The organism is Butyrivibrio sp. WCE2006 (assembly GCF_000701985.1).
Classification (GTDB): domain Bacteria; phylum Bacillota; class Clostridia; order Lachnospirales; family Lachnospiraceae; genus Butyrivibrio.
This window is the reverse complement of record NZ_JNKH01000001.1, coordinates 274924-289731: the sequence shown is the minus strand read 5'-3', so window position 1 is coordinate 289731 and position 14808 is coordinate 274924. Positions and strand designations below refer to the sequence as shown.

Below are 14808 nucleotides of genomic sequence, written 5' to 3'. Positions count from 1 at the left end.
ACCAGGTCATTTAACCTGAGATCAAGCGCCTTTCCATCTGTTTTTTAGCTGATTCTGCAGCTTGTATAACGTATTTAAGGCATCCATAGGCGTAAGATTTGAAATATCGATCTCCTGTAATTCCTTTAAAACATCCTCATCCTTCACTGTATCAAAAAGTGACATCTGGGACAGATCAACAGTATCATAATGCTTAACTGTTGATTTTTTAGTGCTGCTCTGATTTATGGCTATTCCCTGAACCTTTTCAGTAATGTCATTATCTGTCAGTTCTTCGGCAATAGTCTTGGCCCTGTCTATTACCATGTCAGGAATACCTGCAAGTCTCGCAACCTGAATACCGTAGCTTTTATCAGCGCCGCCTTTAATTATCTTATGAAGAAAAACAATATCATCACCTTTTTCCTTTACGGCGATGCAGTAGTTATTTACATTATCAATTTTCCCTTCCAGCTCTGTCAGCTCATGATAATGTGTTGCAAAAAGTGTTCTTGCACCTAAAAGCTTTCTGTTACTGATATGTTCAATAACAGCCCATGCTATTGACAATCCGTCATATGTAGATGTTCCTCTTCCTATCTCATCGAGTATAAGAAGTGATTTTGAAGTTGCATTTCTCAATATGTTTGCAACCTCATTCATCTCAACCATGAATGTACTCTGTCCGCTTCCAAGATCATCAGAAGCTCCGACTCTTGTAAATATTCTGTCAACAACACCTATCTGCGCAGACTCTGCGGGAACAAAGCTTCCAATCTGAGCCATCAGAACTATCAACGCCGTCTGCCTCATAAAGGTTGATTTACCTGCCATATTAGGACCGGTAATAATTGCAACAGCATGCTTTTTATCGTCAAGGAAGGTATCATTTGAAATGAACATATCAGTTCTGTCGAGCATCTGTTCAATTACCGGATGACGCCCTCCGTTTATTTTTAAGGTACCTTTATCTGATAAAGTCGGTTTTACATAATGATTTCTTTCTGCCACATAAGCAAGTGAGCAGAAAACATCAAGTAACGCAATTCCTTTAGCAGTCTGCTGTATTCTCTCGATTTCCAAAGAAATGGAATCTCTTATTTTACAAAACATCTCGTATTCAAGGTTATTTAGCTTATCCTGAGCATTAAGGATTGTGTCTTCAAGCTCCTTGAGTTCAGAGGTAGTATATCGTTCACAGTTGGTAAGTGTCTGCTTTCTTATAAAGTAATCCGGAACCTTATCTTTGAAAGAATTTGTAACTTCAAAAGAATATCCGAAGACATTACTATACTTAATTCTCAGATTTTTTATATCAAGCTTTTCGCGTTCCCTGGCTTCAAGTTCTGAAAGCCATTCCTTACCGTTGCTGCTCGCCTGTCTGAAATGATCAATATTTGAATCAAATCCATCCTTGATAATTCCACCTTCTTTTATAGTAAGAGGCGGTTCTTCAATTATAGACTTATCAATCAGTTCATATATATCCTGAAGATCATCTATCTGACCAAACACATCGTCCAGGGAAACTGTATTTCTAAGATCTTCCAATACTATCTTTATAGCAGGAAGCATCTTTAATGAATTTCTGAAAGCCAGTAAATCTCTTGGATTAGCAGTATGGTAGTTGATTTTCGCCATAAGTCGCTCCAGGTCATATATAGGCCCCAGATATTCTCTTATTTCATCCCTGGCAATAACATTCTTAACAAGAGCTTCGATTGCTGTCTGCCTCTGAAGGATATCATTTGTATCAATAAGAGGCTGCTCAATAAAGCTTCTAAGCATCCTTGCACCCATTGCGGTTTTTGTCTTATCAAGAACCCATAAAAGAGTACCTCTTTTTTGCTTGTCACGCATTGTCTCGATAAGCTCAAGATTCCTTCTTGTAGAGGAGTCAAGCAGCATATACTTGCTGTTAAGATATGGATAAATATGAATTATATTTGATAACTCATCCTTCTGAAGCTCTGTCAGATATTTAAGCACTGCGCCTGCAGAGACTATCCCATTAGGAAAATCGGTAATTCCAAGCCCCACAAGGCTTCCAACCTTGAAGTGCTTCATGATGATCTGTTTTCCGGACTCATCATCAAAGTATCTGGGATCAAGCGGATTTACAACAATGTTATTCCTGTCCTTTAATAATTCAATATCTACTCCGCTAAGTAAAAAAGCATCATTACATATGAGCTCAGAAGGCTGAAATTTCTGAATCTCATCAATAATATCCTTGAGCTTATCTACTTCCGTAAGGAAGAAATCACCTGTTGTAACATCAGCAAAGGCAATTCCGCTTTTATCATCAGAATAAAAGACACACATGAGATAATTGTTCTTGGTCTCATCAAGTGCCTGCATATTGAGATTTGTTCCGGGAGTGACTACTCTCGTTACATCTCTCTTAACTATGCCCTTTGCTTCCTTAGGGTCTTCTAACTGCTCACAAATCGCTACTTTATAGCCTCTGTTAACAAGTTTACTTAAGTAGCTTTCAACGGCATGATGGGGTACTCCGCACATGGGAGCACGCTCTTCAAGGCCGCAGGCTTTTCCTGTGAGAGTAAGCTCAAGCTCTTTAGATGCCACTTTAGCGTCATCAAAGAACATTTCATAAAAATCCCCAAGTCTGTAGAAGAGAATACAGTCTTTATACTCCTCCTTAGTCCTCATGTAATTTTGCATCATGGGACTTAACTTTTCGAATTCTATTTCCAAAACTTTTTCCTCTTAAATGTCTGTTTTTATCATACCTGTTCTCCGGTATAGTAGAAACCATGGCATTCCACTAACTTTACATCAACAAACTCCCCTATCAGTGAAGCATCACCGGGGAAATGAACCAATGTATTGTTTGACATTCTACCCGTAACCAGGGATGAATCCTGCTCATTAATCTCTTCAACAAGCACACGGTGTGTCTGACCTGTGAATCTAGAAGCACGCTCCTTAGCAGTCTCCTGAACAACCTTAAGAAGTCTGTCAAAATTAGGCTTACTTACGGATTCCGGAACCTGTTCCCAACCGGCAGCAGGAGTACCGGTTCTCTTTGAATATATAAAAGTAAATGCATTATCAAATGCAGCCTTTCTCACTACATCAATCGTCTCATCTACATCACTGTCAGTTTCTCCCGGGAATCCGACAATGATATCTGTAGTAATTGATACATCAGGAATTGCCTTTTTAATCTTATCCACAAGATTGAGATAGCTTTCCTTAGTGTAATGTCTGTTCATCTTTTTCAGGATTTCATCGGATCCTGACTGAAGCGGCAAATGAATATGTCTTGCCACCTTCTCATTCTCGGCTATTACCTTAATAAGATCATCTGAAAGATCCTTGGGATGAGATGTCATGAATCTGACACGTTCAATTCCCTGCACCTTGCATACCTCACTAAGGAGTTCTGCAAAGCTCATTTTATCGCTATCGGGAAGTCCTCTTCCATAGGAATTAACGTTCTGTCCAAGAAGCATAATTTCTTTTACACCGTCAGAAGCAAGATACTCAATCTCTCTGATGATATCCCTTGGACTTCTGGAGCGTTCTCTTCCGCGAACATAAGGCACGATGCAGTAAGTGCAGAAATTATTACAGCCAAACATTATATTGATGCCAGACTTAAACTTGTACTTTCTTACAATAGGAAGATCCTCAACTATCTGATCTGTATCCTTCCAAATATCAATTATCATTCTGTCAGATTCAAAACAGGTGTTAAGAAGCTCTGCAAATTTAAATATATTATGCGTACCAAAAATCAGATCTACATGTCTGTAGCTTTTCTGAATCTTCTCAATTACCCCTTGTTCCTGCATCATGCATCCGCAGAGTGCAATTTTCATCCATGGCTTTTTCTTTTTGATTCCGCCAACGTATCCAAGTCTGCCAAATACCCTCTGATCTGCATTGTCACGAACAGTACAGGTATTATAAATTACAAAATCAGCATCTTCTGAATCCACTTCTTCATATCCAACCTTAGTTAGCACACCAAGAAGCTTTTCTGAATCCCTGGCATTCATCTGGCAGCCAAAGGTAACTACACACGCAGTAGGCTTTCTTCCAAGTTCTTTTGAAAGCTCTTCGACGTGTTTTCTTACCTTTTCCATGTAATCAAACTGTCTTCTTGTCTCTTCACCCGAGTCCTCAACAACCTCAGAATGAAGCAGGGTATTTTTATTTAAAATCTCATTACTCAAATCTCAAAATCTCCATATATGTTGCAGATATTAAGAATAATATCTACAGTCTTTTCCATTTCACTTATTACTGCGAATTCATATCTTCCATGATAGTTATATCCACCTGTGCAAAGGTTTGGACAGGGAAGGCCCTTGTAAGAAAGCATTGCGCCGTCAGTACCGCCTCTTATCGGAATAGCTACAGGTACAATATCAAGCTCTTTCATTGCTTTCATGGCATTGTCCACAAGATGCATGTGAGGACGGATTTTTTCGATCATATTATAATAAGAATCTTCCATCGTAAGTTCAACTGTGCCTTCCCCATATTTCTTATTGAGGAATTCAACAATATCCTTAACGATGTCCTTTTTCTTAGTAAACTTATCCATGTCATGATCACGGACAATGTAATAAACAACTGCCTTTTCACAAGTACCCTTCATCATGGTGAGATGGAAAAATCCCTCTCTGCCTTCTGTATACATAGGATTCTGCTCTACAGGTAACATAGACTGGAATTCATATGCTATAAGTGTTGCGTTAAGCATACGATTCTTGGCATCACCGGGGTGAACACTTCTTCCATTTATGATGAGCTCAACTTCAGCAGCATTGAAGTTTTCATATTCAAGAGTACCGAGATCTCCTCCGTCAACAGTGTATGCAAACTGAGCACCAAATCTCTCAAGATCAAAATGATCAGTACCTTCACCTATTTCCTCATCAGGAGTAAATGCAATTCTTATTTCACCATGAGGGATTTCAGGGTTCTTAAGATAAGTCTCAGCCATTGTCATTATTTCAGCGACTCCGGCTTTATCATCTGCACCAAGGAGTGTAGAACCATCAGTTACAATAAGATCTTCCCCCTTCTTCTCATTTAAAACAGGGAAATCCTTTGGTGAGAGGATGTATCTGCCGTCATCTGAAAGTTTTATATCTCCACCGTCATATTTTTCTACGATTCGTGCCTTTACATCTTTTCCGCTTACAGCATCTGATGTATCCATATGTGAAATAAATCCTATTACAGGACCTTTTTTATCCGAATCTATAGTTGCCGGAATTTTGGCATATACATAACAATGCTCCTGATCATAATAAACATCAGAAGCACCCATTTCTGTGAGCTCTTTATATAAGAGCTTTGCAAGATCATGTTGTCCGGGAGTTGAAGGACTTGTGTTTGTATGTTCATTTGACTGTGTGTCGATTTTTGTATACCTGATAAATCTCTCAATTAAATTTTCAGGCTTGTTCTTAATTGAATCTTTTATACTTTTCAATTTAAGCTCTCCTCTAATTCTCTTTCCCAACGGCCTTTGTCTTTGCCTTTGAGAAAAATTTCTTTTATATATTTAAATGTTGCCTGTTCACCCTGTTCACCAAGCATATTAAGGAAAAACTCCAGTTTATTCAAGGTATCAGGATGGACAAGATGTTTCAATACTTCCTTCTCTCGCTGATAGTAATTAAATGAATCCCATGAATTATATTCATCACCTCTGTAAGTCATGCAGGCAGCAACTCTGTCGGCAATCATCTCAGCAATATACCTGTCCGGCATCGGACAGGGAACGATTCCGTTATTTTCTTTTCCATTTATCTTATAAAAATCAATCCAGTACTCAAAGTGATGCTTATTTCTGCCCTTGTGGTGCAGCCATGTCTTTGAATAGCCAAAAAGTTCACGTTCTCTGGTGTTAGGTGAACGTGTGCCCTGAAAATATCTGGCGCCATTCCAAAACTCAGAGGGAGAATATTTTGAAAGATCATGGGTAAGTCCCTGATAAAATAATCCCATTTTAAAGCAGTGTTTTCTCACAAGATGCCTGTGTTTTGTAATGGTCTTAAAATGCATGAATGTACTTCGAAGTGTTATTCTATCGGTATTTTCCATATCAGTTACTCTTAGCTGTCTTTTTGTCTGCCTTTTTTGCAGGTTTACCGGCTCCAATCAGTATTTTGATTGACCTTTCACTGCATTCAATCTTTGTCTGATCCTTAACCGCCTTCATCTTCAAATTATCTACTGTCTCTTCGGTATCATTTAAAACATACCATCTCATGCCATCAGGCAATTTAGGAAGCGCAAAAGTCACAGGATTCCAATGCATATTATATGCTATGTAGAAAAAGTCCTGATCCTTATCCTTATCTTCATATAATCCGCAATAAAGCATTCCTATACTGTGACTGTAATTCGAAAGATCAGGGCGCCATGCTTCTATTCCATGATAAGAAAGATCAGGATAACCACATGCCTTATAATCCATAAGTTTAAAGGCTTTGGATTCATGTAAGATTCTGTATTTAAACCTGAGCTTTGACAAAAATCTGAGATAATTTGTTATCTCAATATTTGCAGTCTTATCTGCCTGACTCCAGTCAATCCATCCTGTGGCATTGTCCTGACAATATGGGTTATTGTTTCCATCCTGTGAATTACCAAATTCATCACCGCCAAATATCATAGGCGTTCCCTGTGAAAACATAACCATTGTGAGAGCATTTTTTACCTGCTTGTTTCTAAGGCTTAGAATGGCAGCTCTTCTGGTTTTCCCTTCAATTCCACAATTCCAGCTAAGATTATTGTCTGTGCCGTCAGTGTTATTCTCACCATTTGTCTCATTTCTCTTATGTTCATAAGAGACAAGGTCAGCCAGTCTGAAGCCTTCATAGTCACAAATATAATTTATGCTTCCTGCATCGCGATTGTTCGTGAGCATTGCTTTAATGAAATCTCCAAGTGAGTTGTCATCGCCCTTTAAGAAACGTCTTGAAGCATACATAAAATCAGGTTTAAACTCAGCCAGAGTCCGAACTTCCGGGGCTTTACCGGAGTATAATCTGCCATAATCAAAACCGTAATACCATATCTTAATGTCAGAAAGAGCCGGATCAGCAGCAACTATTGCCGGAGCCAGATGGCTTCCTTTCATATGAACACCATCTATGTGATACTCAAATACCCAGTGTCTTATTGCAGCACTGATAATATCCTCCGTATCGTCCTCGGCAAAATAAAACTGTAATATTACTTCCAGGCCGTTTTTATGCATCTCCCTGATCATGTCCTTAAGCTCAAGGTCAGCATTCTTTGTATCAACAGCATATGCTGTTCTGGGAGCAAAATAATAACCCTGCTTATACCCCCAGAAATTAATCTTTTGACGAATTGAATTTCTGCTTTTTATAGAACCGTTCTCACTATATACAATTTCACCTGATGTCCTGTTATGATGTCTGAATGACCCCTCAGGCATATTACCACCGTTAGAGGTGCTTCCTGTCTTTGGAACATCAAGAACGTTCATTTCATATGTAGGCATTATCTCTACAGCAGTTACACCAAGACTCTTAATATAAGGAATCTTCTCGATAATTCCTTTATATGTGCCACGTTTTTTTAGTTCAATTCCGCTGCTGGGACTTTTTGTGTAGCCTCTTACATGTAATGTATATATGAAAGAATCTTCATATCTCCAGCCCGGATGAACATCCTGACCCCAATCGTAATCAGATCTATCAATCCTGCAGCTAAGATCATCCATTTTTACATTTTTGCCCCATTTTTCAAGGCCTTCAATGTAACATGCATAAGGGTCTGCAAACAGCTTCCCTTCTTCAATCAGCATATAATGCGTATATACATCAGTATCACCTATTATTTCTGCACAAAAAATCTTTCCATACCGAAAATCATCAGAAAATATGATTTCTGTCCCTTTCCTGTCATTTTTTCGATACAGAATAATTCCACAGTCTTTTTTTCCGCTATAAACTGCACAAACACGGATACCTTTGGATGTTCTTTTTACTCCCATTGGATACGGCTGGGAGGCTGCCAATCTCAGATTATTATTCATCAGCTTTCCTTTTTCCAATTTACGACATAGTATTATACCACAAAAAGTAAATACTTATCGAATAAAATCAAAGACACTCATCTGAATATATAAAAAAACCATAGCGGAGCGTTTTTATATATTAGGGAATTCGGATGAATTTCCTAATATATAAAAAAGGCAGTATGGAAACAACCACACTGCCTTGTATGCTATAGGAAATCTCTTTTATGATCTTTTCAGTCCTCAGGATCTGCATCTATCAATTCGTCAAACTCAACATCGTCAAGATACTCATCAAAAGCATCTGCAACTGCCTCGTATTCATCATCATCCTCAATGTATCCAAGTTCAGGTTCATCATCCTTGGATTTTTGAATAAACTGATAGAACCATACATTTCCATCATTATTTTGTCCATGCTCATCTAATGGAAGAAGAACAATATAGTCTTTTTCATTAACTGTGAGTACTATCAGAACAGCACAGGTAACATTTTTACCGTCTTCGAGCTCTATGTCCACCGTAATCTGCTCGTCGTTCTGAATTTTAGTATTCATCTCTGTTGCGATCTCTGAAAAGATCATATACACCTCCGCTTAGACCGAGAAGTCAAACTTATTGCCATAATCCTTTACAGGAGTGGCTTCTATCTGACTCCAGTCCACATTTTTTATTTTATCCAAGAGCTCTTCGACAGTATCTGCATAAACAGTTGTCGATTTCTCATAAGGAGCTTCTTTCTTGCTGTAAGGATTAGTCCCATGTCCTTCCCGAAGTTTCTCCATGGCCTCGTCCCGCTCTTTACGTTTCTCAGCCTTCTCTTCTTCAGCTTTTGCAGCTTCCTTAGCATCAGCAGTCTGCTTTTGATACTTCTCATTCTGCTCTTTAATTTTGGCAAAGAACTGGACTGTACCCTCAGCGTCAATCTTCATTCCGATTGAATCAACTTCCTGACCGGATTCACTTATTTTTTCCTTAATCTCATCAAGCTTGCCTGTGGACTCATCAATAACATTCATGTATTTATTTTTGGTCTCTTCATCGGCAGCCATTCTTTCAAGAAGATCAGGATCGATCAGAACGCTGTATTCTTTTGTGCCTCGGGACATAATATCCTCTGCTTCCTCGTCTGAAGAATAGTTTGACACAAAAAAGTCCATATTGCCATATTTTTCTTTCAGTTCATCCAAAAGTTTTTTTGCACCATCAGAAAGATCCACGCCTTCCTGAACGTGCGTTTCTGAAATACCTTTATTTTTCTGTATTCCCAGTTGTGAATCTGTGTTTTTTGAAGAATCTGCCTTTTGCGCATGATGATTCTTTGTCTGATAAGCACTTAGCTGGTTCGCTATATTTGAACCAATGCCATTTACCATACTCATATGAAACCCTCCTTTGTCTTTGAAACCGTGACATCCTTGTCACTTAGATGGATATACTACTCCAATCTTTTTATCGGATGGTTTAATGTTTTTCTTAATACTTTTTATACTAATTTTTTATCTCATTCTAAAGAAATTATCAATTTTAATATGTAGTGAATTCTTATCAATAGTCTTTAAAATATAGTCGGCAGGCTTAAGGGCCAAAACTCGTACAATGCTTGCCTTATCTCCCTTTGAAGTAAGAAACATAACAGGTATGTCTTTTATACTCATATCACTCTTAAACATTTCAAGGACCTTTGGACCTGATGTCACAGGCATCTCATAATCCAAAAGTATAAGATCTGCTTTATTCTTGGCAAGCCAGGTAATTGCCTGTATTCCTGAGTTAGCCATTGAAACTTTGTATTCATCCTTAAGCCAGTCTCTTATGGTTCTCATATAAGAAACATCATCATCTACAATAAGAACGCTTTTTTTATTGGTCTCCATCATTTCGTCCATATAGAACTTATTCATGGTTTCCAAAAAGTCATCCATCCTGAGCGGTCTTTCAAAAAAACTATGAACATGAGATTCCGGAAGATATGTAAGAGCTTCTTCATATTCAAGCGGATTACAGATAAATATTACCTGCCTGTGGGTTTCGAGACAGAGATCCTTAAGGTAAATAAGCGTTTTAGGAGCAATTTCATCCAGATAATATATAAAGACATCTGCTGATTCCTGCTTTTTTTGAAGATCTTCCATTTTATCGGGACAAAACGATGCAGTAATACCTACATCTTTTAACTTCATAATAAGTCCCTTTACCATAAAAGTCTCATTTGAACTTATGATAGTCGCATTCTTTGCCATAACATTCTCCAAACTTATCTTTCTGAAAGAATTGATCTCATGTCATCCCAATTAAGACCGGCTAAAAGTCTCTCCAGATCATTAAATCTCTTTTCATCAGCCTCCGGAAGTTTATAATCCTTCATGGATTTTATTACCATGTCAGCAAGATCGAAGTCCATTGCTTCTGTAAATTCCGAAAGAGCAGCATATGCATCATTAAGCGCATCCTCCGGAACAGGAGGCTTGTCATCCTCATCTTCATCTGAAAGGAAAGAAAGCTTTTGTCTAAAAGATCTGTAGTCGGAAAGCAATGCTTCCGTTTCATTTTTAATCTTCTCAATGTTGTTATTATTACCTGCTTCCTCAAGATCTTTGGCATCTTCCCAAAGCTTTGATGCTCCAATCAGGTTCGCTGAACTTTTTAAAGCATGTACTTTAATAGTATAGTTTTTATAATCTTCGTTCTTATAATAGTTCTCGATTTCATCTGCCTTGAAATCTATGGAATTAAAGAAAATTCCTATTGCGGTCAGGTATCCATCCTCAGATCCGCATAATGATATACCTTTCTTGTAATCAATTTCCGGCACTCTTGATATCTGAGAAATAATATCAGTATCAGAGGATACTTCTCCAGCCGTATCAGCCACTACAGAATCATTAAAAGTGCTTTCTTTCTCGGCATTTACTGCAGCAGGTATTTTAATATTATTACGTATATTGTCCGGAAGATACATAATAAGTACTGCCATAAGCTGCTTGAATTCCACCGGTTTATCGAGATAATTTGAAAAACCTGCCTCCAGACACGTCTTTCCTTCATTCGGATCATCCGGTGATACCAGGGCTATGACCGGAGTTGATTCATTTCTGTTGTCCACGCCATCTCTTATCTGAACAAGTGTCTGAATCCCATTCATATAGGGCATAAGATAATCCATAAGTATAAGAGAATATTCCGTGGAACGTACTGCTTTAAGGCACTCTCTTCCACCTTCGGCTTCATCAGAGTCAACGCCTAAATACTCCAACAATTTTTTTATAAAAAATCTATCAAGTTCTGAATCGTCTACTATTAAAACTTTAGCGTTCACACGAGCCTCCACCATCAATGATCCATGCTTGCGCGCTTCATCAAAAGCCCTATCGCATCGTAGAGTTCTTTATCGTCATTATAATTCTCACGTAATTCACTGATATCTATCATATTGCTGTTTTCCAATGACTTCTTTTCATGTCTTACTACCTTTTTAGGATTGATCCTGGTTTTCTCATGCTCCTGCACAGAATTGATTTTATCCTTAGGAATGTAAGTTAGAAGCATTCTTTCCAGTGCATCACCGATTATCGGTTTTGACAGATAATCCTGGAATCCTGATTTTATATAAACTTCCCTGGCACCAGCAAATGCATTCGCAGTAAGCGCAACACTTGGAGTATTGATATTCGGATTCGAATCATCGCTCTTAACTCTCCAAAGCATCTCCATTCCATCCATTTCAGGCATCTGATGGTCAATCAGCATTACGTCATATTTGGTTTTGGTAGTTAGCTCAAGGGCTTCTTTGCCGCTTGAAGCTGTCTCGATCTCTACTAATGTATCCTTTAAGAGATTCTGTGTAACCACAAGGTTTATCTCATTATCATCAACAACGAGAATTCTGGCATCCGGAGCTGTAAATAGTTCTGTGTATTTACCATCATCCTCAATAATCCTGTCATAGGCTACTTTGAAATCACCTATTGGTTCCCAGCTGACAGTTTTTTGTTCTACTATAAAAGAAAAAGTTGACCCCTTACCGTATTCACTTTTTACATGAAGCTCAGAGTTCATAAGTTCAAGAAATTTCTGTACGATGCTCATACCTAGTCCTGAGCCCTCTACATTTCTGTTTCTTGATTCCTCAATTCGTTCAAAAGGATCAAATAATCTTTTCATATCCTCTTCACGAATTCCTATTCCTGTATCAGAAACGGCAATCTTAAGTCCTATGGAACCATTAACATCAAGATGGCTTCCCGTTATATAATCTACGGAAAACTGAACACTTCCCTTTTCTGTATATTTGATGGCGTTAGTCAATATATTTAAAATTACCTGCTTAAGCCTTACATTATCTCCATGTAAAAGATGTGGTATTTCTTTATTCACCACAACATTAAGTTCCAGCCCCTTATTCTTGGCTCTTTCATCAACCATATTAATAAGATCGGTTATAAGGTCAGCCAGATCATAATCTACCGTATATAGCTCCATTTTGCCTGCTTCAATCTTAGAAAAATCAAGTACATCATTTATCAGGGCAAGCAAAGTATTACCTGAAGTTTTTATTCCATGTGTATATTTTTTTAGCTGGGGCTCATCATACTCACGCATAATGAGTTCATTCATACCGAGAATTGCATTTATCGGAGTTCTTATCTCATGCGACATCTGCGACAAAAACTGGGTTTTTGCACCATTTGCCGCAATAGCGTTTGCCTCTGCTTCTGCAGCTTTTTCACTTAGTTCCTCAAATTTTGCGGAATTTAAAGCCTCCCGTATTCTAAGGTTAACAAGTATCAGCGTACATATAGTCGATACAAAGAAACTGGAAATTATCGAAAATACATCCCTTGAAAAATAAAAGCTATCCTTCCTGAAATAACAAATTATGCAAAAGCATACGCACAACGCAAATTCAAAACAAGCATATAGCCGAAGCCGGTCTATGTATATTACGGAAAACATGATCAGAAAAAATGGAAACAATCCGGCCGGCTGGTCTCTGTATGGCCACACATCAATAAATATCAGAGTTACATATAAAAGTCCGTAATAAAAAATTGATTCAGCCCTGCAAAACCTTATATTTATCTTTTTATCAGTCAAAAATTGATTTGTTATAAAAAACAAAATGATAATAACAAATAAGATGTAGTAAATGTTATGTATCTTAAAGCCCTTTAGAATGAGTTTTGCAACTATAAGCATTACTAAATAGACGCCTACCAGCGTTATAGACATCTTCTTTTGAACGCTCATATTCATCTTAATAATGTCATGTTCACATATAGTGAAGTATTTATCTTCTTGTTCTTTAAACTTTTTAATGGTCTCTCCAAGCATTGAAAGTCATCTCCGTGATCAGTCAATTCGCTCGTTATTACAAACTCCCACCGATAAACTACTTTTTTTCATCATAACATTAGCGTTATTCAATAACAATAATATTAGTTATTAAAAAAAAATAAGAAAAAAATGCCCTTGTAATTAATAAATTACAGGGCATTTTCTAAACTTTCCTATTTATCTGTATTCTCAGTACTATTTAAATTAGATTTATTTTCCAAACCAGTGCCTTGCTGACTTTGAGAATTTGCAGTATCCGGCTTTGCGGGATTATGTGCACCATTTGTTACATCATTTTTCGGAGCCTGATATCCGTTATATGTGCCATACGTTACAGGTCCCTTGGGCATTACAGGCTGCTGCACACGTGGCATTGAAGCAAGCTTTTTCTTTCTCTTCTTTTCATAAGCTCTGATAAATACTATTACTACAATTACTATTACCAAAAGTATAACAAGAACCGGAATATGCGTTATAAGAAGCAATAAGAGTTCTGTAAAGAATGCTATAACGCCTTCAAGATTTTCAACAAATCCTTCTTTAGCTCTCTCTGCAAATGTTGGATTTTTAACAGGTTCAGGAGTGTACTCTATCACCTCTCTTAAGGTAACATTTAATGTACTAAAAGTAATCTGATTATCATAGGTACGTAGCTGCGACTCCATTGATTCCAACTGATAGCGGACATCGGTAAGCTTATCCTGGATTGTCATTATATCTTCAATGGTCTCAGCCTTCTCCATAAGCGAAAGAAGCTGCTGTTCCTCAGCCCGAAGAGCATTCCTATGACTCTCTAAATCCGCATAGGTTAAGGTAACATCAGTCACATTCATTTCCTGGGAAGTAATATTGCTGTTCTGTGAAAATTCATCTACAAATCCGGTCAGTTTCTCTTCCGGAATTCTTAATGTCAGATTTGCGGTTCTCTCATCATTGTATGAGCTTTTTTCAGTACTAAAGCTTTCAATGTAGCCGCCAAGTTCTGTTGTTCTGTTCTTTATAAAATCAAGGGTCTTATCAAATTCCTTACTTTCAGCCCTCATGCTCATATTTGTAATAAGCTTACGTTTATTGGTGGCCTTTTCCTCAGTTATCTCATCTGCTGCCCCTCCATTTGTGGCACCTTCCGAATCTGTCTCATAAGCCTGATCATAAAGCCCTGCCGCTTCTTCAGCTGCCTCGTATGAGCTTTCAGCAGAATAGTCTGTGCTTTTAGAAGCACTATCGCTCCCACCACAGCCTGTAACAATCATGATGTAGGAAAGAGTCCCAACAATTAATCTAATTATAGTCCCTTTATTCCTTTTCATAAGATCCCTCCATCTACGAAATTCCAATAAATTGTTAGATTTAGTTTATCAAAATTACGAAGATTTTTCCATTTATCATGATAAAAAATATAATTGTTTATAATATCAGTTAATCCATAATAAAGTCTGCCATTTTGCTGA

11 protein-coding genes are annotated in these 14808 nt (G+C 37.8%); all 11 read right to left on the bottom strand.

Annotated elements, in window-relative coordinates; genetic code table 11:
* Nucleotides 1-21: 21 nt before the first annotated feature.
* The gene (gene mutS / locus T501_RS01215; RefSeq protein WP_044912936.1) at nucleotides 22-2667 is read right to left on the bottom strand and encodes a DNA mismatch repair protein MutS; all 2646 of its coding nucleotides are present in this window, start codon (nucleotides 2665-2667) and stop codon (nucleotides 22-24) included.
* A 59-nt stretch (nucleotides 2668-2726) separates the two neighbouring features.
* Nucleotides 2727-4184, bottom strand: coding sequence for a tRNA (N6-isopentenyl adenosine(37)-C2)-methylthiotransferase MiaB (miaB, locus tag T501_RS01210; RefSeq protein WP_330376954.1), 1458 nt, complete (start codon nucleotides 4182-4184; stop codon nucleotides 2727-2729).
* A complete protein-coding gene (gene pepT, locus T501_RS01205) occupies nucleotides 4181-5455 on the bottom strand; it encodes a peptidase T (RefSeq protein WP_242845465.1) in 1275 nt (424 codons plus the stop codon). Before pepT ends, miaB begins: the two co-directional genes overlap by 4 nt.
* Complete coding sequence (locus tag T501_RS01200; protein WP_330363549.1) at nucleotides 5452-6069, bottom strand: DUF5662 family protein; 618 nt, start codon at nucleotides 6067-6069, stop codon at nucleotides 5452-5454. Before T501_RS01200 ends, pepT begins: the two co-directional genes overlap by 4 nt.
* A gap of 1 nt (nucleotide 6070) precedes the next feature.
* The gene (locus tag T501_RS01195) at nucleotides 6071-8038 is read right to left on the bottom strand and encodes an alpha-amylase family glycosyl hydrolase (RefSeq protein WP_050008048.1); all 1968 of its coding nucleotides are present in this window, start codon (nucleotides 8036-8038) and stop codon (nucleotides 6071-6073) included.
* 218 nt (nucleotides 8039-8256) lie between these two features.
* Nucleotides 8257-8604 (bottom strand): DUF1292 domain-containing protein, encoded by a 348-nt coding sequence (locus T501_RS01190; RefSeq protein WP_050008047.1) that lies wholly within the window; start codon nucleotides 8602-8604, stop codon nucleotides 8257-8259.
* A 12-nt stretch (nucleotides 8605-8616) separates the two neighbouring features.
* Entirely contained in the window at nucleotides 8617-9402 is a 786-nt protein-coding gene (locus T501_RS01185) for a DUF6033 family protein (protein WP_026509338.1), read from the bottom strand.
* A gap of 117 nt (nucleotides 9403-9519) precedes the next feature.
* Nucleotides 9520-10263 carry a response regulator gene (locus T501_RS01180; RefSeq protein ID WP_044912773.1) on the bottom strand — a complete coding sequence of 248 codons (744 nt, stop codon included), beginning with the start codon at nucleotides 10261-10263 and terminating at the stop codon, nucleotides 9520-9522.
* Between the two features lie 14 nt (nucleotides 10264-10277).
* Nucleotides 10278-11339, bottom strand: coding sequence for a response regulator (locus T501_RS01175; protein WP_044912772.1), 1062 nt, complete (start codon nucleotides 11337-11339; stop codon nucleotides 10278-10280).
* A gap of 14 nt (nucleotides 11340-11353) precedes the next feature.
* Nucleotides 11354-13354: an ATP-binding protein gene (locus T501_RS19745; RefSeq protein WP_050008046.1), complete on the bottom strand. Its 2001-nt coding sequence runs from the start codon at nucleotides 13352-13354 to the stop codon at nucleotides 11354-11356.
* A 176-nt stretch (nucleotides 13355-13530) separates the two neighbouring features.
* Nucleotides 13531-14667: a DUF4349 domain-containing protein gene (locus T501_RS01165; RefSeq protein ID WP_026509340.1), complete on the bottom strand. Its 1137-nt coding sequence runs from the start codon at nucleotides 14665-14667 to the stop codon at nucleotides 13531-13533.
* Between the last annotated feature and the right edge of the window lie 141 nt (nucleotides 14668-14808).

Bases quoted from the DNA above. Each gene is read 5' to 3' on its own strand.
- T501_RS01180 (WP_044912773.1), bottom strand. From the start codon at position 10,263: ATGGCAAAGAATGCGACTATCATAAGTTCAAATGAGACTTTTATGGTA.
- T501_RS01185 (WP_026509338.1), bottom strand. From the start codon at position 9,402: ATGAGTATGGTAAATGGCATTGGTTCAAATATAGCGAACCAGCTAAGT.
- T501_RS01190 (WP_050008047.1), bottom strand. From the start codon at position 8,604: ATGATCTTTTCAGAGATCGCAACAGAGATGAATACTAAAATTCAGAAC.
- T501_RS19745 (WP_050008046.1), bottom strand. From the start codon at position 13,354: ATGCTTGGAGAGACCATTAAAAAGTTTAAAGAACAAGAAGATAAATAC.
- T501_RS01165 (WP_026509340.1), bottom strand. From the start codon at position 14,667: ATGAAAAGGAATAAAGGGACTATAATTAGATTAATTGTTGGGACTCTT.
- T501_RS01200 (WP_330363549.1), bottom strand. From the start codon at position 6,069: ATGGAAAATACCGATAGAATAACACTTCGAAGTACATTCATGCATTTT.
- mutS (WP_044912936.1), bottom strand. From the start codon at position 2,667: ATGATGCAAAATTACATGAGGACTAAGGAGGAGTATAAAGACTGTATT.
- T501_RS01195 (WP_050008048.1), bottom strand. From the start codon at position 8,038: ATGAATAATAATCTGAGATTGGCAGCCTCCCAGCCGTATCCAATGGGA.